Below are 19,839 nucleotides of genomic sequence, written 5' to 3' on the forward strand. Positions count from 1 at the left end.
GACCGAGGGCGACTGCGAGAATCCGTCTCCGTGAAGACGTTCGAGGAGTTGTTCGCGGAGTTGCAGGCCAAGGCCGCGGCCGGCACCCCCGGCTCGGGCACGGTCGCCGCACTGGAGAAGGGCGTGCACTTCATCGGCAAGAAGGTCGTCGAGGAGGCGGCCGAGTCGTGGATGGCCGCCGAGCACGAGGGGCCCGAGCGCACCGCCGAGGAGATCTCCCAGCTGCTCTACCAGGTCCAGGTGCTGATGCTCGCCAGCGGTCTCGACCTGAAGGACGTCTACCGACATCTGTGAGTGCCCCCACCGTCGACCCGAACCGATCGAAGGAGCACTCCGTCATGCTGCGTGTCGCCGTACCCAACAAGGGCGCCCTGGCCGATTCGGCCGCCCAGATGCTGCGTGAGGCGGGCTACCGCCAGCGCACCGACACCAAGGATCTGGTCTGCCGCGACCAGGCCAACGACATCGAATTCTTCTACCTGCGGCCGAAGGACATCGCCACCTACGTCGGCTCCGGTGACCTGGACGTCGGCATCACCGGTCGGGACCTGCTCATCGATTCCGGCGCGCCGGCCGAGGAGGTCGTCGACCTGAACTTCGGCCGGGCCACCTTCCGGTTCGCCGCCCGGCCGGACGACGTCGACGACGTACGGGAACTGGGCGGGCACCGGATCGCCACCGCGTACCCGGGCCTGGTCGAGCGGCACCTCGCCGAGCTGGGCGTCAAGGCCGACGTGATCCGCCTCGACGGGGCGGTGGAGAACGCCATCCGACTGGGCGTCGCCGACGTGGTCGCCGACGTGGTCGAGACCGGGGCGACGCTGCGTCAGGCCGGCCTGGTGGTCTTCGGTGAGCCCCTGCTGCAATCCTCGGCGGTGCTGGTCCGTCGCACCGGCGCGGCTTCCCACCCGCAGGCCGAGCAGCTGCTGCGCCGGCTGCACGGGGTGCTGGTGGCCCGCCGCTACGTGATGCTCGCCTACGACGTGCCGGCCGGGCTGTTGGACCGGGCCAGCTCGCTCACCCCGGGCATCGAGTCGCCGACGGTCTCCCCGTTGCACCGGGAGGGCTGGGTGGCCGTACAGGCCATGGTGCTCCGCGACGACGTGCACCGGATCATGGACGAGCTCTACGAACTCGGTGCCCGGGCGATCCTGGTAACCAACATCCACGCCTGCCGGCTGTGAGACGGCCGCCGGCAGCGCTCGCACTGACCCTTGTCGCCCTCGGGGGGATCGCCTCGGCGGCCCAGGGCGCGGTGAACGCGGAGCTGGGGCAGCGGGTCGGTAACGCCTCCCTGGGCGCTGTCGTCAACAACCTCGGTGGCTGCCTGCTCGTCCTGGTCGGGCTGCTGGCGCTGCCGTCGATGCGGACCGGGCTGGTCGCCCTGCGGCGGTCCCGCCTGCCCTGGTGGACGTACCTGGGTGGGCTGGGTGGGGCGGCCATCGTGGTCTTCGCCGCGTACGCCGTTCCGGTGCTCGGGGTCGCGGTGTTCACCATCGCCCAGGTCGCCGGTGGCAGCCTCGGCGGGCTGGCCTCGGACCGGGCCGGCCTGGCCCCGGTGGGTCGGCTGCCGCTCACCGTGCCCCGGCTCGCCGGGGCGCTGCTCGGGGTGGCCGCGGTGGCTCTCGCGCAGGCCGGCCAACCCGTCGGTGACCTGGCCGTCGGCCTGCTGCTGCTCGCGGTGGCCGGCGGCGTCGCCGTGGCCTTGCAGGCCGCGCTCAACGGCCGGATCTCCGCGGCCGGGTCGGCCGCCGCCGGAGTCGCCGTCAACTTCGTCGTCAGTACGCCTGTGGTGCTGCTCGTCGCGGCGTTGGCCGGCGCGTTCACCGGTCCGTCGATCCGCTGGCCCGACGGCTGGCACCTCTACACCGGTGGGCTGCTCGGGGTCGGCATCGTCGCCAGCCTGGTCGTGGGGGTACGCGCGGCCGGAGTGCTGCGCACCGGCCTGGCCCTGGTCGGCGGACAACTCGCCGGTGCCCTGCTGTTGGACGTGCTGCTGCCGCAGGGGCCGGGCGCCCGGTTGCCGGTGCTGGCCGGCGCGCTGCTCACCCTGCTCGCGGTGCTGGTCGCCGGGCGTGGTCCACGCGCCGTCGGCGGCCCCGCCCCGTCCACTGGCGGCCCTGCCTCGGCCAACGGCGGGTCTGCCCCGGCCAACGGCAGGCCGCCCGTGACCGGTCCGCCGCCCACCGCGGCGTCGGGTCCGGCCGCTGGGCCGGGCTCACCCGAGGCCGACATCAGTGTGGCGGCGGACGGTCCGCCGGAACCGGATGGCAGACTTGTGCCATGAGCGAGCGGCGGGACGCGACGCAGGCCAGTGCCGGCACGGGTGAGCGCGAGCGGGCGACCGGCACCGAGCTGATCCGGCTGCGGCCGCGACGGATCCGGCTGGTCTGCTGGGTGTCGGCCATCCTGCTGGTCGTGGTCTTCGCGCTGATCGCCACCACGCTGAGCGGACCGACCGGCAACGGCTACGGCACCTTCCAGCGCGGTGACCAGTTCGCCATGATCGGGCTCGGGTTCGTGTTCGCCCTGGGCACGCTGCTGTTCACCCGACCTCGGGTCGAGGCGGACACGCGGGGTGTCCGGGTCCGCAACATCATCGGCTCGTACGAACTGCCCTGGGAGGTCGTCCGGGGGGTCCGGTTCGACCGGGGCGCCCCGTGGGCGGCCCTGGAGCTGTACGACGACGACCTGCTCCCGGTGGTCGCCCTCCAGGCGGCCGACAAGCAGCTCGCCGTCGACGGCGTCCGGGCACTGCGCCGCCTGCACCAGGCGCACCTGACCGCCGTCACCGAGCGCGCGGCTCGCTGATCCGTCCCCGGCCCCCAGCGCGCGAACCTGGGCGACCGCCCGCAGCCGCGCGGTGGCGGGCAGGGGTGGGTCGGTTTGAGGTGCCCGTTACCGAGGGTGTAGTGTTGTGGAGTCGACCAGGCTGTCCGCTCAGCGGGCTGCCATGAAAGCGGAGCGCCTGCTCCCACCCGAGTCGCCGCCTGTGGCGTCCGGGTCCGGTCACCGGTTCCGGGCACGTCCCGGTCCCGGATGCGCGATCCTGTGATCGTGCCGACCGGTCGAGCGGGCCCTGGCATACGCCGGGGCCTTCTACTTTCCGGGCCGGTTCCCACCGGGAGCCGCAGGGTCGGCCACGCATGAAGATCCGACTCGAGGAGGCCCCATCAGCGTCGAACCACGCGTGAACGAGCAGATCCGGGCACGTGAGGTCCGACTGGTCGGCCCCGAGGGTGAGCAGGTGGGCATCGTCCCGCTGGAGCGCGCCCTTCAGCTGGCCGCGGACGTCGATCTGGACCTGGTCGAGGTTGCGCCGATGGCGCGCCCGCCGGTGTGCAAGCTCATGGACTTCGGCAAGTTCAAGTACGAGAGCGCACTGAAGGCGCGCGAAGCGCGGCGTAACCAGCAGCAGACCGTCATCAAGGAAATGAAGCTCCGGCCGAAGATCGATCCGCACGACTACGAGACCAAGAAGGGTCACGTGGTGCGGTTCCTCAAGGCCGGCGACAAGGTCAAGGTGACGATCATGTTCCGCGGTCGCGAGCAGAGCCGCCCGGAGCTGGGCTACCGGCTCCTACGCCGGCTCGAGTCCGAGATCACGGAACTGGGATACGTCGAGTCCGCTCCTAAGCAGGACGGCCGAAACATGATCATGGTTCTCGCTCCGCACCGGGCCGTGAAGGCCTCCGCGGTCGCCGCCACGGCGTCCCGTGGTGGACCCCGGGAGCGGACCGCGGAGGAGCCCGCCACCGCGGTGGCCGCCGAACCTGCGGTGACAAGTGAGAGCGCAGCAGCCGGTGAGACCGGCACGACCGCTGACACCAGCGGTCAGTAACAGGGGAGAAGACGTTCCACATGCCGAAGATGAAGAGCCACACGGGGACGGGTAAGCGCGTCCGCGTGACCGGCAAGGGCAAGATCATGAAGCAGCAGGCCGGTCTGCGGCACAACCTGGAGAAGAAGCCCTCCACCCGTACCCGCCGGCTGACCGGCGTGGTCGAGGCCGCCAAGTCCGACGTCAAGCGCCTCAAGAAGCTGCTCGGCCGCTGACGCGCGCCACCTGAATCCAAGAAGGAGTTGAGATGGCACGCGTCAAGCGGGCTGTGAACGCCCAGAAGAAGCGCCGTACCCTGCTGGAGACCGCGAGCGGTTACCGCGGTCAGCGCTCCCGGCTGTACCGCAAGGCCAAGGAGCAGGTGCTGCACTCGATGCAGTACGCCTACCGGGACCGTCGCGACCGCAAGGGCGACTTCCGGCAGCTGTGGATCCAGCGGATCAACGCGGGTGCCCGCGCCAACGGGATGACCTACAACCGGCTGATCCAGGGCCTGCGCCTGGCCGGCATCGAGGTCGACCGCAAGATCCTGGCCGACCTGGCCGTCAACGACGCCGCCGCGTTCGCGGCGATCGTCGAGCTGGCCCGGGCCGCCGTGCAGGCCGAGGGCACCGGCGGCGCGCCGGCCCAGGCCGCCTGAGTTCCACGCAGCGCAGCGAGGCGTCCCTCGGCGACGAGGGGCGCCTCGCGCGTGTGGCGGAGAACATCATGCTCTTCACACCGCGTACGCCCCGGGTGGTGGCCGCGCGCCGACTTCAGCGCCGCCGTGAGCGCGACGCCACCGGCCGTTTCCTGGCCGAGGGACCACAGGCGGTCCGGGAGGCCCTGGGCCGCCCCCGCACCGTGCTGGAGCTGTTCGGCACCCCCGCCGCCCTCGATCGGTACGCCGATCTGGCGGCGGCCGCCGCCCGCGACGACGTACCCGTCTCCGAGGTGACCGACGACGCCGTCGCCGCGCTCGCCGAGACCGTCGCCCCGCAGGGGCTGGTCGCCGTCTGCCAGCACCTCGACGTGGCCCTGGCCGTCGCGCTGTCCCGGGGCCCCCGGCTGGTGGCCGTGCTGGCCGGGATCCGGGACCCGGGCAACGCCGGCACGGTGCTGCGTACCGCCGACGCGGCCGGTGCCACAGCTGTGATCTTCGCTGGTGACGCCGTGGACCCGTACAACGGCAAGTGCGTCAGGTCGTCGGCGGGCAGCCTGTTCCACGTCGACGTGGTCCGGGAACGCGACCCGGTCGCGACGCTCACCGCGGCGCGGGCCGCCGGGCTGACCGTGCTCGCGGCCACCGGCCATGGTGAGGACGATCTGGACGCGCTCGCCGACGCCGGCCGGCTGGCCGCACCGACCGCCTGGCTGTTCGGTTCCGAGGCGCACGGCCTGCCCGCCGAGCTGGCCGAGGCCGCCGACGCCCGGGTCCGGGTGCCGCTGCACGGGCGGGCCGAGAGCCTGAACCTGGCTGCGGCGGCGGCTGTCTGCCTGTACGCTTCAGCCAGAGCACAGCGCTGACCTGAGGTCAGGCGCACATGACGGAGGAGATGCGGCCCCGATGGTGAACGCACCACGGCGTTCGTTTAGCCAGCCCGCCGGTGTCGGCGGGCGGCGAGCCTGACCTGCTCTCCACGCGACTCCCACCGGCGGGCTGCGGCACAGCCGCGCGTCCGTAGACTCGCCTAGCCGCCCGCGAGGGCTGGCGCCGTCGTGAGGGAGTGCCCGTACGCCATGACTTACCGCAATGATCCGTACGACCCGAAGCAGGTCGCCCTGCTCGACCCGGCCGCCCTGGCCGAGGCCGTGACCGGGGCCGAGAAGGCGTTCGCCGCCGCCGGTGACCCCGATGCGCTGGCCGCGGTGCGCCCGGCGCATCTGGGGGACCGCGCCCCGGTCTCGCTGGCCCGCCGCGAGATCGGCGCGCTGCCGCCGGCCGCCAAGGCCGACGCCGGTAAGCGGGTCAACGAGGCCCGCCGCACCATCGAGCAGGCCTACGCCGCCCGTTCCGAGGTGCTGGAGCGGGAGCAGGCCGAGCGGGTCCTGGTCGCCGAACGAGTCGACGTGACGCTGCCGTACGACAGGCATCCGCGCGGCTCCCGGCACCCGATCACGGTGCTGATGGAGCAGATCAGCGACCTGTTCATCGGGATGGGCTACGAGGTGGCCGAGGGGCCCGAGGTCGAGCTGGAGTGGACCAACTTCGACGCGCTGAACATCCCCGCCGACCACCCTGCCCGTGGGTTGATGGACACCTTCCACATCGCACCTGAGGGTTCCGGTCTGGTGCTGCGTACCCACACCTCGCCGGTGCAGGCGCGCACCATGCTCACCCGGACCCCACCGATCTACGTGGTCGTTCCGGGCCGGGTCTACCGCACCGACGAGTTGGACGCCACCCACTCCCCGGTCTTCTACCAGGTGGAGGGCCTGGTGGTGGACAAGGGCATCACGATGGCGCACCTGCGCGGCACCCTCGATCACTTCGCCCGGGCCATGTTCGGTGAGGGCGCGAAGACCCGGTTCCGGCCGCACTACTTCCCGTTCACCGAGCCGTCCGCCGAGTTCGACGTGTGGTTCCCGGAGCACCGCAAGGGCCCGCAGTGGGTCGAGTGGGGTGGCTGCGGCATGGTCAACCCGCGGGTGCTGCGGGCGTGCGGCATCGACCCGGAGGTCTACTCCGGATTCGCCTTCGGCATGGGCATCGACCGCACCGTGATGTTCCGGCACGGGGTGGGCGACATGCGGGACCTGGTCGAGGGCGACGTCCGGTTCACCAGGGCGTTCGGCCACGGGGCTTAGTGCGGGCGCGAGTTACGGAGACGGTGGTTACAAGTCATGCGAGTTTCTCTCAGTTGGCTGCGGGAGTACGTCGACGTTCCCGACCTGGCCGTTGACGAGCTGGAGCGGGCCCTGGTGGACCTCGGTATCGAGGTCGAGTCCATCGTGGACCTGTCCGGCACGGTCACCGGGCAGTTGGTGGTCGGCGAGGTCCTGGAGATCGAGGAGCTGACCGGCTTCAAGAAGCCGATCCGGTTCTGCCGGGTGAACGTGGGCGCCGCCAACGGCACCGGCGAGCCGCAGGAGATCGTCTGCGGTGCCCGCAACTTCGCCCCGGGTGACCGGGTCGTGGTGATCCTGCCCGGTGGGGTGCTGCCGGGTGGCTTCGCCATCGGCGCCCGCCGGACGTACGGGCGCAACTCCAACGGAATGATCTGCTCGGCCAAGGAACTGGGCCTGGGTGACGACCACTCCGGCATCCTGGTGCTGCCCGAGCACGTCGTGGCCGAGCCCGGTGCCGACGCGCGTCCGGTGGTCGGCCTCAACGACATCATCGTCGAGGTGGAGGTCACCCCGGACCGGGGCTACCAGATGTCGCTGCGCGGGCTCGCCCGCGAGCTGGCGCACGCCCTCAACCTCGACTACTCCGACCGGGGTCGGATGCCGGCGACGCCCGGCACCGCCGAGCCGGCGTACCCGGTCGAGGTGCGCGACCCGGTCGGCTGTGACAGGTTCGCGGCCCGGATGGTGCGCGGCGTCGACCCGGCGGCGCAGACCCCGGACTGGATGCGGCAGCGACTCACCATCGCCGGCATCCGCAGCATCTCGCTGCCGGTCGACATCACCAACTACGTGATGCTCGAACTCGGCCAGCCGATGCACGCCTTCGACGCCGACCGGATCGCCGGTCCGCTCGTGGTGCGCCGGGCGGTACCGGGGGAGAAGCTGACCACGCTCGACGGGGTGACCCGCGCGCTCGCCCCGGAAGACATGGTCATCTGCGACGCCGGGCTGCCGAACCCGCTCGCCGCCGAGGGCGACGGCACGCCGATCTCGCTCGCCGCCGTGATGGGCGGAGAGACCAGCGAGGTCCTGCCGGGCACCGTCAACGTGCTCTTCGAGGCCGCGCACTGGGACCCGGCGATGGTCGGCCGCACCGCACGCCGGCACAAGCTGTTCAGCGAGGCGGCGAAGCGCTGGGAGCGGGGGGTGGATCCGGCGCTGCCGCTGGTCGCACTGGACCGGGCGGTCGGGCTGCTCACCTCGTACGCGGGCGGCACCGCGAGCGAGCAGGTGCTGGACATCGACCACGTCCGGCCGCGTACCCCGGTCACCCTGCCGGCCGACCTGCCCACCCGGCGGGTCGGTGTGGAGTACCCGCCGGCCCGGGTGGTCGCCCTGCTGGAGCAGGTCGGCTGCACCGTGGCGCGCGGCACCGACCGGCTGGCCGAGGACCCGGGCGAGGTGGCGGTGGCCGCCGGGGGCGGCGAGACGCTCAGCGTCACGCCGCCGACCTGGCGGCCCGACCTGACCGACCCGGCGGACCTGGTCGAGGAGGTGGTCCGCCTCGACGGGTACGACAAGGTGCCGTCGGTGCTGCCGACCGCGCCGCCCGGCCGGGGCCTGACCTGGCAGCAGCGACGCAACCGGGCGGTGTCCCGGTCGCTTGCCGAGCGCGGCCACGTCGAGGTCCTGGCGCACCCGTTCGTCGCCACCGAGCTGGCCGACCAGCTCGGCCTGCCCGCCGACGATCCGCGCCGCCGGGCGGTGCGGGTGGCCAACCCGCTGTCGGAGGAGGAGCCGCTGCTGCGCACCACGCTGCTCGGCCCGCTGCTCGGTATCGTCCGGCGCAACCTCGGCCGGGGGCTACGGGATCTGTCCCTCTACGAGATCGGCACGGTCTTCCATCCCCGGCCGGACGCCGGCAGCCCGCCGGCCATGGGCGTGGACCGGCGTCCCACCGACGCGGAGTTCGCCGCCGCCGACGCGGTGGTTCCGCATCAGCCCCGGCACGTCGCCGCCGTGCTGACCGGCGACATCGAGCCGGCCGGCTGGTGGGGCGGCGGGCGGGCAGCGGGCTGGGCGGACGCCGTCGAGGCCGGCCGGGCGGTGCTCACCGCCGCCGGGGTACCCGACCGGCGGGTCGAGGTGCGGTCGGCCGAGTACGCCCCCTGGCATCCGGGTCGCTGCGCGGAGCTGCTTGTCGACGGGACGGTGGTCGGCCACGCCGGTGAACTGCATCCGCAGGTGGTGGCGACGCTGGAGCTGCCGAAGCGTACCTGCGCCATGGAACTGGACCTGGACGCTCTGCCGGCGGCCCCGCCGGTCGGCGCTCCGGCGGTGTCGACGTTCCCGCCGGCGCTCATCGACGTGGCGCTGGTGGTGGACGAGTCGGTGCCGGCGGCGCAGGTGCACCAGGCACTCGCCGAGGGGGCCGGTGAACTGCTGGAGTCGGTCCGCCTGTTCGACGTGTACGCCTCGGAGCAGCTTGGCGCCGGCCGCAAGTCGCTCGCCTACAAGCTCACCTTCCGCGCGCCGGACCGGACGCTGACGGTCGAGGAGGCGGTGGCCGCCCGCGACGCGGCCGTCGCCCGGGTGGCGGAACGTTTCGGGGCCACCCTCCGCGGCGCCTGACGGGCCAGGACGGGCCCCCTCCCCACGCCTCGCGTCGGGGAAGGGGCCCGTCCGGCTACCCGAAAGGGTGCGGTGACGCCTGCGCTGGGTGATGGTGGCGACGCGGTAGGTGACGGGTCGACCGAAAGGTCAACACCGATGGCTGTTTGGTTACCCGCGAGTCATCTCCGAGCGGTTAGCCTGCTTGGATTCCGAGTGCCGTCACCATCATCACCCCGCCACCCCCACGGGAGTCCCCCTCATGTCCGATGATCCACCCGCGTCGGTCGACGTCTGCATAGTCGGTGGTTGTGGCCGGGTGGGCCTGCCACTGGGCATCGCCTTCGCCGCCCGCGGGCTGTCCGTCGTGCTGTACGACATCAACGCCGAGGCCGTCGCCGGCGTCAACGCGGCCACCCTGCCCTTCGCCGAGCCCGGCGCGGCGGCTCCGCTGGCCGAGGCGGTGGCCGCCGGGCGGCTGCGCGCGACCACCGACCCGGCCTCCGTCGGGGTCTCGGAACACCTGATCGTCGTGGTCGGCACGCCCGTCGACGAGCACCTCAACCCGGATCTCGGTGCCGTGCCCCGCGCGCTGGAACGCTGCGCCGAGCACCTGCGCGACGGTCAGCTGATCGTGCTGCGCAGCACCGTCTACCCCGGGGTGACCGCGCTTACCGAGAAACTGCTGGCCGGCAAGGGCCTGCGCGCGGACGTGGCGTTCTGCCCGGAGCGGATCGCCGAGGGTCGGGCGATGACCGAGCTGTTCACGCTGCCGCAGATCGTCGCCGCGCGTACCCCGGAGGCGCTGACCCGGGCGGAGAAGCTGTTCCGCCACCTGACCGACCAGATCGTCCCGCTCGAACCCGAGGAGGCCGAGCTGGCGAAGCTGTTCACGAACACCTGGCGGTACATCAAGTTCGCCACCGCGAACCAGTTCTGGATGATGGCCAACGACTTCGGGCTGGACTTCGCCCGGATCCGGCACGCGGTGGCGTACGACTACCCGCGCGCGGCGGACCTGCCGATGCCCGGTTTCGCGGCCGGACCGTGCCTGTTCAAGGACACCATGCAACTTGCCGCGTTCAACCGGAACAACTTCGTCCTCGGCCACTCGGCGATGCTGATCAACGAAGGGTTGCCGCTGTACCTGGTGTCCCGCCTGGAGGACCGGTTCGACCTGGCCGCCTCGACTGTCGGGATTCTAGGCATGGCCTTCAAGGGTGGCAGCGACGACCCCCGGGAGAGCCTGGCGTACAAGCTGCGCAAGATCCTGGCGTTGAAGACGCGGGAGACGCTCTGCACCGACCCGTACGTGGCCGACGAGCGCTTCGTCGACCTCGACGAGGTGTTGCGCCGCGCCGACCTGCTGGTCATCGCCGCACCGCACGAGCAGTACGCCCGCCTCGACACCGACAAACCGGTGATCGACATGTGGGGCCTGACCGGGCAGGGGGTGCGAGTGTGATGAATCCGCGGGTCTCGGTGATCGTGCCGGTCTACAACGAGGGCGAGGCGATCGTCCGCTGCCTGGAGCGGATGCTGCGCGAGCTGATGCTGCCCGCCGAGGTGCTGATCGTGCACGACATGCCCGAGGACACCACGGTCCCGTACGTCGAGCGGATCGCGCGTACCGACCCGAGGGTCCGGGCGGTGCTCAACACCTACGGTCGGGGGCCGGCCAACGCGATCCGGTTCGGCATCGACGCCGCGCTGGCACCGGTCGCGGTGGTGACGATGGCCGACGGGTGTGACGATCCCCGGCAGATCGACGAACTGGCCCGGTTGGTGGACCGGGGCGTGGTGGTCGCGGCGGCCTCCCGGTACATGCCGGGCGGCCAGCAGGTCGGCGGGCCGAGGCTGAAGCGGATGATGTCCCGCTGGGCCGGACGCAGCCTCTACACCTTCGCGCGGGCGGGCACCCGGGACGCCACGAACAGCTTCAAGGCGTACGACACGGCCTTCGTCCGGGAGGTCGGCATCGAGTCGCGGACCGGCTTCGAGATCGGGCTGGAACTGACCGCGAAGGCCACCCGGCTGCGCCTGCCGGTGGCCGAGATTCCGACAATCTGGCTGGACCGGCCGCTCGGCGAGTCCCACTTCGACCTGGGCCGCTTCCTCCCCGGCTACCTACGTTGGTACCTGTTCGCCTACGGTCGACGGCTGAGCCGGGAGAAGTTGACCGCCCGGGTGCGGACGGCGGCCGTGCCGAGTCCGCGGGGCACCGAGTACGAGAAGACGGCTTAGGAGCGTACGTGGCGAAGGTCCTGGTAACTGGTTCGGCCGGCTTCATCGGCGGCTATCTCGTCGCGGAGCTGCTCGACCGTGGCCACGAGGTGGTGGGTGTCGACAACTTCTCGAAGTACGGCCCGGTGTCCCAGAGCCACGAGGGGCATCCCCGGTTCCGGTTCGTCGAGGGGGACGCCCGCGACACCGATCTGCTGACCGGGCTGCTCGACGGCTGTGACCACCTGGTCGCCGGTGCCGCGATGATCGGCGGGATCTCCTACTTCCACGCGTACGCCTACGACCTGCTCGCCACCAACGAGCGGATCATGGCGGCGACCTGCGACGCGGCGATCCAGGCGCACCGTAACGGGCGGCTGTCCAAGGTCACCTACCTCTCCTCCTCGATGGTGTTCGAGTCCACCGAGCACTGGCCGAGCCGAGAGGGTGATGAGCGGCGCATCCCGCCGCCGCTGTCCTCGTACGGCTTCCAGAAGCTGGCCGTGGAGTACTACGCCCGGGCGGCCTGGGACCAGTACCGACTGCCCTACACGATCGTGCGGCCGTTCAACTGCGTAGGCGTGGGCGAGGGGCGTGCGCTGGGTCAGGCCGAGGTGCTCTCCGGCAACGTGAAGCTGGCCATGTCGCACGTGGTGCCGGACCTGGTGCAGAAGATCGTCAAGGGACAGGATCCGCTGCACATCCTCGGTGAGGGTGACCAGGTGCGGCACTACACCTACGGCGGCGATCTGGCCCGGGGGATCGCGCTCGCGATCGAACACCCGGCGGCGCAGAACGAGGACTTCAACCTCTCCACCGCCGAGTCGACGACCGTCCTGGAACTGGCCGAACTGATCTGGCGCAAGATCAAGGGGCCGGACGTGCCGTTCCGGCACGTCAGCGACGACCCCTTCCAGTACGACGTGCAGAAGCGCGTACCGGACACCACGAAGGCCCGCGAGGTGCTCGGCTTCACCGCCACCACGTCCCTGGACGAAATGCTCGACGAGGTCATCCCCTGGGTGACCGGCGCGGTCGCCGAGGGGCGCCTCTGACTCAAGTAGCTGTTGCGGATGCCCGTTTCCGCCGCGTGGCGGAAACGGGGCTCGCTCAGCTCTCGTCGGCGTCGAGTTGCCCCAGAGCCCGCAGTCGCGGCAGGTCGAGGACGGTCATCCGGCGGTAGTCGGTGTCGACGAGGCCCTCGGTTCGCAGGTCACGCAGGCTCTTCTGAATTGAGGTCTCGGAGGCACCGCAGATCGAGGCGAGTTCCGGTTGGGTGAGCCGTACATCGATGACGACGCCACCGGGCGCCTGCTGGCCGTGGGTACGGGACAGTTCCGCCACGACGCGCGCCACCCTGATCTTGACCGGATAAGAGGTGAAGTCGATCCGGCGCCGGTTCGACCAGCGCAGCCGGTCCGACACCATTGCCGCGAGTTCGAGCGCCGCGTCGGGGTTGCCCCGGAGAAACGCCCGGAACCGCTCGCACGGGATCACGCTGTAACGGGCAGGCCCGCACGCGGTGACCGTGGCTGAGCGGGGCTGGTCGTTCAGCGCCGACATCTCGCCGACGAGATCGCCGCCGACCCGAAGCGACAACAGCGCGGTGCGGCCGTCCGGGAGTGCTGTGGTGACCTTGGTCAGGCCCTCCTCGATCAGCACCAGATGTGACTCCCGCAGTCCCTCGTGGATCAGGATCTGACCGGCCGGCACCCGACGGCGGACACCAAGCTCCAGCAGCGCCGCCCTGACGGGCGGGCCCAGCCGTTGCAGAAAGGTGCCGTAGGGCCACTGCGCGCTCGGGTGCGGTTCTCGCCGCATCAACGCTCCCACTCTTCTCAGCCAACGACAGCGGTCGAAGCGTAGCGGGTCGCGTGCGGTGCGCGACCCCTGCCGGAGCAGTGCCATCGCGAGCAGGTACGCGGCCAGCAGGCCGAGCGTCGGCCCGGTCTGCAGGTCCAGCCCGAGGAACAGGTCGATCGGCACGGTCCACATGCTTCGAGTCCACCCGCGCAGTGCCGTCGAGATACCCGACCAGGACGGGATGACGGTTCGTCGACAATCGCCGCGATGCCGTCTTTCTACGGGATCTACAGAATCGGTCGCGTCTTGGATGTCAGCTGTTGCCCGGCTCCGACGGGCCATGGTGAGGAGGGTCGACCGCATGCGACAACCAGAGCGGCGCCTGCTGGTCTGCGTGGATATGGAGCGCTACAGCCGGCGTACCAATCTCCAACAGTACGAGGCGCAACAAGACTTCCACCGCATGCTGCGGGAAGCGGCTGGTGAGGTGGGAATGGACCGGGTCGGTTGGACAACGCAGCAGTCCGGTGACGGGGAACTGGCGATCCTGCCCCGCGACATTCCCGAGGCGCGGGTGATCGGTCGGTTCGTGCCGGAGTTGAACCGGCTGCTGCGGCGGTACAACGTCAGCCGCCTGGCGGCGGCCCGCATCCGGCTCAGGGTCGCGGTGCACCAGGGCATGGTCCATCTCGACGGCGCCAACGGCTTTCCCGGGCAGGCGGTCGTGCTGGTCAGCAGGCTGTGCGACGCGGAACCCGTACGCCGGGCGCTGGCAGCCTTCCCGGACGCCGGGATCGCACTCGTGGTGTCCTCCGACATATACCGCGATGTGGTCACCGAGTATCCCGAGGAGATTCGTCCGGAACGGTTCCGGCGAATCGACGTGGTGCACGCGGCAAAAGGGTTCCGGGAGCCGGCGTGGCTCTGCGTCGTCGACGAGGACCTGACCTCGTGGGTGGACGAGTCGTCACCGCTACCGACGAGCATTTCGGCCGGAGAGCCGCCGCAACCACCCGCCCGCCACCGGCGCGCGTACCGTGGCGGCGGCGGGGCCCCTGCGGGTGGGATCCGCACCGGTGACATCGTCGTCGAGGGCCAGAACGCCGTCGGCCCCGGTGCCGCGGCGATCGGTTCGATCGGCCGTGATGCGAACTTCCGCACGGGCACGGACCGGTGAGCGACCGCCATCCGAAGTCGGTGCCGTCCGATTCCGAGGCATTGAGCGACGACGCTCTCGACGCCGGTGCGCAGCCGGCCGACGCCCGGCCGGGGGACGTGCCCCTGGCACCGACGGCGGAAGACGGCTCACCGGCACCGGATCCAGTCGCGTCGCGGCAGGACGCGGAGGACGCCGAGGACATCGACGACGCCGAGGACATCGACGACGCCGAGGAGTCGCTGGACCCCGCTGACGTGTTACGCCGACTCGCCGGCCTGCTCGGCGGTGGAGCCCGTATCGATGTCGGCGACATGCAGGTACGAGGGCAGAACGCAACAGGCCACGGCGCGATGGCCATCGGCACGGTCAACGTGACTGCCGCTGCGGCGGCCGGCGGCCGGGTCTGGTCGGAGACGCTGAGCGAGACGACCGTACGGGACGTCATTACCGCGTACGCGCCCGCTGTGAGCGACCAGCAGCTGGACCGTCAGCTGAAGCAACGCCACCTGCTGTGTCTGTCCGGCCCGACCGGCACTGGCCGCTTCACCTCGGCGATGGTCGCCTCGGCTCGCCGGCATGGCCTCGACCGAGTGGGCGTTCTAGGGGTCGACCAACTCGCCGACCTGCTCGGCTCGGACTCCGGGCCCCGGCAGGGGTGCGGTTACGTGCTGCGGGTCAGCGACGAGATTGTCCGTTCGGTGGACGGGTACACGCTCGTCGCCCTGGCGGCCCGCGCCGAGGCCGACGAAGTGACGCTGCTGCTGGTCGGCGACTTCTCGCGACGGATTCAGGACCTCAGCGGGCATGTCGTCGAGCATCGGCCGGCTCCTGCGGAGGAGGTCTTCCGCGCTCGCCTGCGACGCGAGCTGGCCGCGCGGTGTGTGGGCTTCTGCGCGGGCGGTTGTGACGGCTCCTGCGTAGAGCGCTATGTCGACGAGGAGTGCGGCCGGCATCCGATGCTCGCGACGTACCTGAGTGGGGAACCCAGGCCACGCGAGGTGGTCCCGGTGGTGGAAGCCATCGCCCGGACGGCGCCACGCGCTGGCGCGCTCACCGACCGTCTAGCGGAACTGCTGCCCCGGCAGTTGCGCGAGCGCGCCGTGCGCATTCTCGACGCGGAGGACAACGCCGGCACGTCCGTGGGCTGGTCCAACACCCAGGTACGGGCCTTCCGGCTCTGCTGCGCGATACTGGCCGGGCTGACGACCTCGGAGATCCGGTTCGCCGCTGATCGGCTCGTCTCCGCCGGGGAGCCCGTGCAGTCGGCGGCGGCTCCGGTGCGGCTGCGTGGCGCCACGCTCGACGATCTGCTCGGCCCGACACTGCGGGCGTCGGTGGTGGTGTCGGGCGACGACTGGACTATGGGTGGTCTCCGTCTCCAGTTCGCGCCGGGCAGCGAAGAGCTGCGTTCCGCCGTGCTCGACGCGGCATGGACGGACTGGTGGCCGCCCCGGGTGCTGCTCGGCTGGCTCGCGGACCTGGTGCGTGCCGAACAGCCAGAGGTGCGTCAGGCCGCAGCCGGCGCGGTCGGCTGGACGGCGGGCAGGAACGTGCAGGCGGCTCTCGACGCGGTACGTGAGCTGGCCCGGGAGCGGCGGGCCGGGGTCCGGCAGGCTGCCGCGATCGCGCTCGTCGCGATGGCCATGCAGCCGCGGCTGCGACAGCGGGTACGGGCCGAGTTGGATAGCTGGTCCGCCGGGTCGGCCGCTCATCTGCGGGACACCGTGGCCCGTGCCCATCAACTCGGGTTGGCCCGTCTCTGGCCCGACGCGGCCCTGGTACAGCTGCGCCTGGTGGCGTCTGCGCGGATGCAACGGTGGAACAACTCGGTGGTCCGGGGCCTGGTCGAGGTCTACCAGGGTGGCCATGCCGCGGCGCTGGTGTCTGACCTGACGGAGTGGACCCGATCGCCCGACCGTGAGGTGCGACTGCACGCAGCCCGAACGCTGCGGGTGCTCGCCGAACGTTGGGCGCGGCCGCCCCGAGAGCAATGGCCGGAGCTACTGGATCTTGCCCGCACGGGGGTCATCAGCCCCGACGACCTGGCGACCCTCTGGGCCACCTCACTGAGTCTGCCGGAGACGGCGTACCGAGCCTGGCGGACCCTCGGGTTCTGGCTCAACCGCGCGGACGGTCAGCCGGAAGTCGCGAGGTACGTCCTGGCGCTGCTGCGACTCGTGGCGTCCGAGCGGCCGCCGCTGCGACGGCGGCTCGACCACCAGTTGCGGCACGTGTGGCGCTCGGTCATGCCCCGCAACGCTCTACTCGACGAAGTCGAACGACTGATCGGTGAGGACAACATATGAGCGCTCAACCCTCCGGGAACCCGCATCTGCGCCACTCCGTGCCGAGGCAGACGGAGCATCGATGGTGGCACTCGATCTTTCCGCCGTCGCCCGCGCCGCTGCCCCCAGCGCCCGTTCGGGTGACCTTTCGGCACGACGTACCGCAGCCTCTCCTGGTGCCGGCCAAAGGTGACGCCTTCGACTTTCGCCTGCACGCGATCTACGTCTGGACCGCCTCGAACATGGGCTTCGAGGAGTTGCGCCTGCGAGCCGAGCGGCTGCTGCCCTGGGCGGGTGGGATTGTCCGTGAGCGGGCGGTCGACCTCGCCCGCGAGCATGAGCCACACCGTGCCCACGACTTGGAGCGGGCGCTGAACAATCTGCTGATGCATCAGCGCTGGCCGCAGGACGCGAATCTGCCACAGTTCGGCGTCCATCTACGGGTCAGCCCGGACGAGCGGGTGCGGGAACGGCTGCGCCCGTACTGGGAGGAGCGGATCGAACTTGAATGCCACCACGAACTACAGAAGATCCGTGCCTGGCAGGCCGATGATCTGACCCGCCGATGGGCTGCCGTTCTGCAGAGTCTTGAGGACGATCCGGTCACCGGGCATGCCGCACGACTGGCCGGGGAGCACTTCGCGGAGGTCTTCCGGCGCTACGTGGAGGAACGCCGCGACACCGTTCCGGATCTCGTCAGCCTGCTGCGGGAGGCGGTGAAGGGGCACGGTGACCTCGGGCTCGGGCCGTCCGAGTACACCCAGGCATGGGACGCCGCGCTCCGCACGTACGAGCGCCAACACGGGCTGTCGGGGCAGGTCAACTGATCGTGGGGTGGCCCTCCCTTGGCACCGGAGGGCCACCGCACCCGACACCCGGTTACATCACCATGCGTCGAACTGTATGACCTTGCAGCCCCAGCCTCACGCAGCTATCCTTCACTGCATAGTCATGCGGAGGTGGGTATGGGGATTCGGGCTGCGGTCGCCGGGGCGAGCGGCTACGCCGGTGGCGAACTGCTTCGCCTGCTCGCCGGGCATCCCGAGTTCGACCTGGTCGCGGCCACCGCGCACAGCCAGGCCGGGCAACGGCTCGACGCCGTCCACCCGCAGCTGACCGGGCTGGACGTGACCCTCGGCGCGACCACGCCGGAGGTGCTGGGCGAGGCGGATCTGGTCTTCCTCGCTCTGCCGCACGGCGAGTCGGCCGCCCTCGCGGCGCAACTGCCCGCCAGCGTCCGGGTCGTCGACCTCGGCGCCGACCACCGGCTCGTCGACGCCGACGCCTGGGCCCGTTACTACGGCGGCCCGCACGCGGGGGCGTGGACCTACGGCCTGCCCGAGCTGCCCGGTCAGCGGGAGCGGATCGCCGCCGCCGACCGGGTGGCCAGCACCGGCTGCTACGCGGCGACGATCACCCTCGCACTGGCCCCGCTGATCGCCGCCGGTGCCGCCCGACCCGATGACGTGGTGGTCGTCGCCGCGTCCGGCACCTCGGGTGCGGGCCGGGGCGCCAAGGCCCACCTGCTGGCCAGCGAGGTGATGGGCGACCTGTCGCCCTACAAGGTGGGCGCGCACCAGCACGTGCCCGAGATCAAGCAGGCCACCGGCGCGACCGGGCTGTCGTTCACTCCGGTGCTGGCGCCGATGCCGCGCGGCATCCTGGCCACCGTCACCGCGTTGCCGACAGGTGCGGTCGACCCGCGCGCGGTGCTGGCGCAGACGTACGCGGACGCACCGTTCGTGCACCTGCTGCCCGAGGGACGGTGGCCGCACACCGCCGCCACGCTGGGCGGCAACTCCTGTCACCTCCAGGCCACCGTCGATGTCGACTCCGGCCGGCTGATCGTGGTCGCCGCGTTGGACAACCTCGGCAAGGGTGCCGCGGGCCAGGCGGTGCAGAACGCCAACCTGATGTTCGGTCTGCCCGAAACCACGGGCCTGTCCGTGTGGGGGACCGCGCCATGACCGTGACCACACCCCGAGGATTCCGGGCGGCCGGGGTGGCCGCCGGCCTGAAGACCAGCGGCGCCCCCGATGTGGCGCTGGTGGTCAATGACGGCCCTGACGCCGGTGTCGCCGGGGTCTTCACCACCAACCGGGTCAAGGCCGCGCCGGTGCTCTGGACCGAGCAGGTCGTCCGGGGCGGCATCGTGCGGGCGGTGGTGCTCAACTCCGGTGGCGCGAACGCCTGCACCGGCCCGGCCGGTTTCCAGGACACCCACGCCACGGCCGAGCACACCGCCGCCGCGTTGACCTCGGCCAACCCGCACCAGGTCGGCGCGGGTGAGGTGGCGGTCTGCTCCACCGGCCTGATCGGCGAGCGGCTGCCCATGGACCGGCTCCTGCCGGGGGTGGACGCCGCCGTCGGGGGCCTGGGCGACGACGGCGGGCCCGCCGCCGAGGCGATCATGACGACGGACACCCGACCGAAGACCACTGTCGTATCCGGCGACGGCTGGACCGTCGGCGGCATGGCCAAGGGCGCCGGCATGCTGGCCCCCGCGATGGCGACAATGCTCTGCGTCCTCACCACCGACGCGGTGGCCGGCCCGGAGACACTCGACGCCGCGCTGCGAGCAGCCACCCGGGTCACCTTCGACCGGGTCGACTCCGACGGCTGCATGTCCACCAACGACACGGTGCTGTTGCTGGCCAGCGGCGCCTCGGGGGTCGCGCCGAGCGAGGCGGAACTGGCCTCGGCGGTCACCGCCGCCTGCCACGACCTGGCCCAGCAGTTGCTCGCCGACGCCGAGGGTGCCACCAAGCAGGTCGCCATCGAGGTCGTCGGTGCCGCCGACGAGGACGACGCGGTCGAGGTCGGCCGGGCGGTGGCCCGCAACAACCTGGTCAAGACCGCGTTGTTCGGCAATGACCCGAACTGGGGCCGGATCCTCGCGGCCGTCGGCACCACCACCGCCGTGTTCGAGCCGGACGCCGTGGACGTGGCGGTCAACGGCATCTGGGTCTGCCGGGCCGGCGCGGCCGCCGAGGACCGTTCGAAGGTCGACCTCTCCGGCCGGGACGTCACCATCCGGATCGACCTGCATGCCGGTGCCGCGGAGGCGACGGTGTGGACGAACGACCTGTCGCACGCCTACGTGCACGAGAACTCGGCCTACTCGACGTGAGCGCGAGGAACGCAGCGCG

At 71.4% G+C, this 19,839-nt stretch carries 19 protein-coding genes; 18 read left to right on the forward strand and 1 reads right to left on the reverse strand.

Translation table 11 applies throughout. The features are described 5' to 3' along the window. The first annotated feature begins 12 nt into the window (after positions 1–12). The 13 genes from AB0I71_RS25935 to AB0I71_RS25995 all read left to right on the forward strand — a co-directional run bounded on the left by AB0I71_RS25935 (position 13) and on the right by AB0I71_RS25995 (position 12,498). On the forward strand, positions 13–294 hold the full coding sequence (locus tag AB0I71_RS25935) for a phosphoribosyl-ATP diphosphatase (RefSeq protein WP_166457935.1): 282 nt from the start codon (positions 13–15) through the stop codon (positions 292–294). 44 nt (positions 295–338) lie between these two features. Next, the gene (gene hisG, locus AB0I71_RS25940; protein WP_357588825.1) at positions 339–1,184 is read left to right on the forward strand and encodes an ATP phosphoribosyltransferase; all 846 of its coding nucleotides are present in this window, start codon (positions 339–341) and stop codon (positions 1,182–1,184) included. Further along, positions 1,181–2,287: a DMT family transporter gene (locus AB0I71_RS25945; RefSeq protein WP_357588827.1), complete on the forward strand. Its 1,107-nt coding sequence runs from the start codon at positions 1,181–1,183 to the stop codon at positions 2,285–2,287. Before hisG ends, AB0I71_RS25945 begins: the two co-directional genes overlap by 4 nt. Continuing rightward, positions 2,284–2,811 carry a PH domain-containing protein gene (locus AB0I71_RS25950; RefSeq protein ID WP_357588829.1) on the forward strand — a complete coding sequence of 176 codons (528 nt, stop codon included), beginning with the start codon at positions 2,284–2,286 and terminating at the stop codon, positions 2,809–2,811. The genes AB0I71_RS25945 and AB0I71_RS25950 overlap by 4 nt, the downstream gene beginning before the upstream one ends. Positions 2,812–3,190: 379 nt before the next feature. Continuing rightward, complete coding sequence (infC, locus tag AB0I71_RS25955; protein ID WP_204026955.1) at positions 3,191–3,841, forward strand: translation initiation factor IF-3; 651 nt, start codon at positions 3,191–3,193, stop codon at positions 3,839–3,841. A gap of 20 nt (positions 3,842–3,861) precedes the next feature. Beyond that, positions 3,862–4,056: a 50S ribosomal protein L35 gene (gene rpmI / locus AB0I71_RS25960; protein ID WP_013732809.1), complete on the forward strand. Its 195-nt coding sequence runs from the start codon at positions 3,862–3,864 to the stop codon at positions 4,054–4,056. A gap of 32 nt (positions 4,057–4,088) precedes the next feature. After that, a complete protein-coding gene (gene rplT / locus AB0I71_RS25965) occupies positions 4,089–4,481 on the forward strand; it encodes a 50S ribosomal protein L20 (protein ID WP_093404272.1) in 393 nt (130 codons plus the stop codon). 68 nt (positions 4,482–4,549) lie between these two features. Further along, positions 4,550–5,347: an RNA methyltransferase gene (locus AB0I71_RS25970; RefSeq protein WP_357588833.1), complete on the forward strand. Its 798-nt coding sequence runs from the start codon at positions 4,550–4,552 to the stop codon at positions 5,345–5,347. Between the two features lie 213 nt (positions 5,348–5,560). Further along, the gene (pheS, locus tag AB0I71_RS25975) at positions 5,561–6,628 is read left to right on the forward strand and encodes a phenylalanine--tRNA ligase subunit alpha (protein WP_357588835.1); all 1,068 of its coding nucleotides are present in this window, start codon (positions 5,561–5,563) and stop codon (positions 6,626–6,628) included. 36 nt (positions 6,629–6,664) lie between these two features. Further along, entirely contained in the window at positions 6,665–9,241 is a 2,577-nt protein-coding gene (gene pheT / locus AB0I71_RS25980; RefSeq protein ID WP_357588837.1) for a phenylalanine--tRNA ligase subunit beta, read from the forward strand. A gap of 241 nt (positions 9,242–9,482) precedes the next feature. Beyond that, a complete protein-coding gene (locus AB0I71_RS25985) occupies positions 9,483–10,685 on the forward strand; it encodes a nucleotide sugar dehydrogenase (protein WP_357588839.1) in 1,203 nt (400 codons plus the stop codon). After that, on the forward strand, positions 10,685–11,464 hold the full coding sequence (locus AB0I71_RS25990) for a glycosyltransferase family 2 protein (RefSeq protein ID WP_357588842.1): 780 nt from the start codon (positions 10,685–10,687) through the stop codon (positions 11,462–11,464). The genes AB0I71_RS25985 and AB0I71_RS25990 overlap by 1 nt, the downstream gene beginning before the upstream one ends. Positions 11,465–11,472: 8 nt before the next feature. Next, the gene (locus AB0I71_RS25995) at positions 11,473–12,498 is read left to right on the forward strand and encodes an NAD-dependent epimerase/dehydratase family protein (protein ID WP_357588844.1); all 1,026 of its coding nucleotides are present in this window, start codon (positions 11,473–11,475) and stop codon (positions 12,496–12,498) included. A 55-nt stretch (positions 12,499–12,553) separates the two neighbouring features. Here the strand turns inward: AB0I71_RS25995 and AB0I71_RS26000 are convergent, their stop codons facing one another. After that, on the reverse strand, positions 12,554–13,429 hold the full coding sequence (locus tag AB0I71_RS26000) for a Crp/Fnr family transcriptional regulator (RefSeq protein ID WP_357588846.1): 876 nt from the start codon (positions 13,427–13,429) through the stop codon (positions 12,554–12,556). A gap of 178 nt (positions 13,430–13,607) precedes the next feature. Here AB0I71_RS26000 and AB0I71_RS26005 point away from each other — a divergent pair, with 178 nt between their 5' ends. The 5 genes from AB0I71_RS26005 to argJ all read left to right on the forward strand — a co-directional run bounded on the left by AB0I71_RS26005 (position 13,608) and on the right by argJ (position 19,820). Then, entirely contained in the window at positions 13,608–14,423 is an 816-nt protein-coding gene (locus tag AB0I71_RS26005) for a hypothetical protein (RefSeq protein ID WP_357588848.1), read from the forward strand. Next, positions 14,420–16,711 (forward strand): hypothetical protein, encoded by a 2,292-nt coding sequence (locus tag AB0I71_RS26010; RefSeq protein WP_357588850.1) that lies wholly within the window; start codon positions 14,420–14,422, stop codon positions 16,709–16,711. The genes AB0I71_RS26005 and AB0I71_RS26010 overlap by 4 nt, the downstream gene beginning before the upstream one ends. 155 nt (positions 16,712–16,866) lie before the next feature. Further along, a complete protein-coding gene (locus tag AB0I71_RS26015) occupies positions 16,867–17,517 on the forward strand; it encodes a hypothetical protein (protein WP_357588852.1) in 651 nt (216 codons plus the stop codon). 138 nt (positions 17,518–17,655) lie between these two features. Then, entirely contained in the window at positions 17,656–18,657 is a 1,002-nt protein-coding gene (gene argC, locus AB0I71_RS26020) for an N-acetyl-gamma-glutamyl-phosphate reductase (protein ID WP_357588854.1), read from the forward strand. Continuing rightward, on the forward strand, positions 18,654–19,820 hold the full coding sequence (argJ, locus tag AB0I71_RS26025; protein WP_357588856.1) for a bifunctional glutamate N-acetyltransferase/amino-acid acetyltransferase ArgJ: 1,167 nt from the start codon (positions 18,654–18,656) through the stop codon (positions 19,818–19,820). The genes argC and argJ overlap by 4 nt, the downstream gene beginning before the upstream one ends. Positions 19,821–19,839 lie beyond the last annotated feature (19 nt).

It is taken from the genome of Micromonospora sp. NPDC049891 (genome assembly GCF_040660295.1).
Taxonomy (GTDB): domain Bacteria; phylum Actinomycetota; class Actinomycetes; order Mycobacteriales; family Micromonosporaceae; genus Micromonospora.

Bases quoted from the DNA above. Each gene is read 5' to 3' on its own strand.
- AB0I71_RS26005 (WP_357588848.1), top strand. From the start codon at position 13,608: ATGCGACAACCAGAGCGGCGCCTGCTGGTCTGCGTGGATATGGAGCGC.
- AB0I71_RS25985 (WP_357588839.1), top strand. From the start codon at position 9,483: ATGTCCGATGATCCACCCGCGTCGGTCGACGTCTGCATAGTCGGTGGT.
- pheS (WP_357588835.1), top strand. From the start codon at position 5,561: ATGACTTACCGCAATGATCCGTACGACCCGAAGCAGGTCGCCCTGCTC.
- AB0I71_RS25970 (WP_357588833.1), top strand. From the start codon at position 4,550: ATGCTCTTCACACCGCGTACGCCCCGGGTGGTGGCCGCGCGCCGACTT.
- hisG (WP_357588825.1), top strand. From the start codon at position 339: ATGCTGCGTGTCGCCGTACCCAACAAGGGCGCCCTGGCCGATTCGGCC.
- rplT (WP_093404272.1), top strand. From the start codon at position 4,089: ATGGCACGCGTCAAGCGGGCTGTGAACGCCCAGAAGAAGCGCCGTACC.
- rpmI (WP_013732809.1), top strand. From the start codon at position 3,862: ATGCCGAAGATGAAGAGCCACACGGGGACGGGTAAGCGCGTCCGCGTG.
- AB0I71_RS25990 (WP_357588842.1), top strand. From the start codon at position 10,685: ATGAATCCGCGGGTCTCGGTGATCGTGCCGGTCTACAACGAGGGCGAG.
- AB0I71_RS25950 (WP_357588829.1), top strand. From the start codon at position 2,284: ATGAGCGAGCGGCGGGACGCGACGCAGGCCAGTGCCGGCACGGGTGAG.
- pheT (WP_357588837.1), top strand. From the start codon at position 6,665: ATGCGAGTTTCTCTCAGTTGGCTGCGGGAGTACGTCGACGTTCCCGAC.
- argC (WP_357588854.1), top strand. From the start codon at position 17,656: ATGGGGATTCGGGCTGCGGTCGCCGGGGCGAGCGGCTACGCCGGTGGC.
- argJ (WP_357588856.1), top strand. From the start codon at position 18,654: ATGACCGTGACCACACCCCGAGGATTCCGGGCGGCCGGGGTGGCCGCC.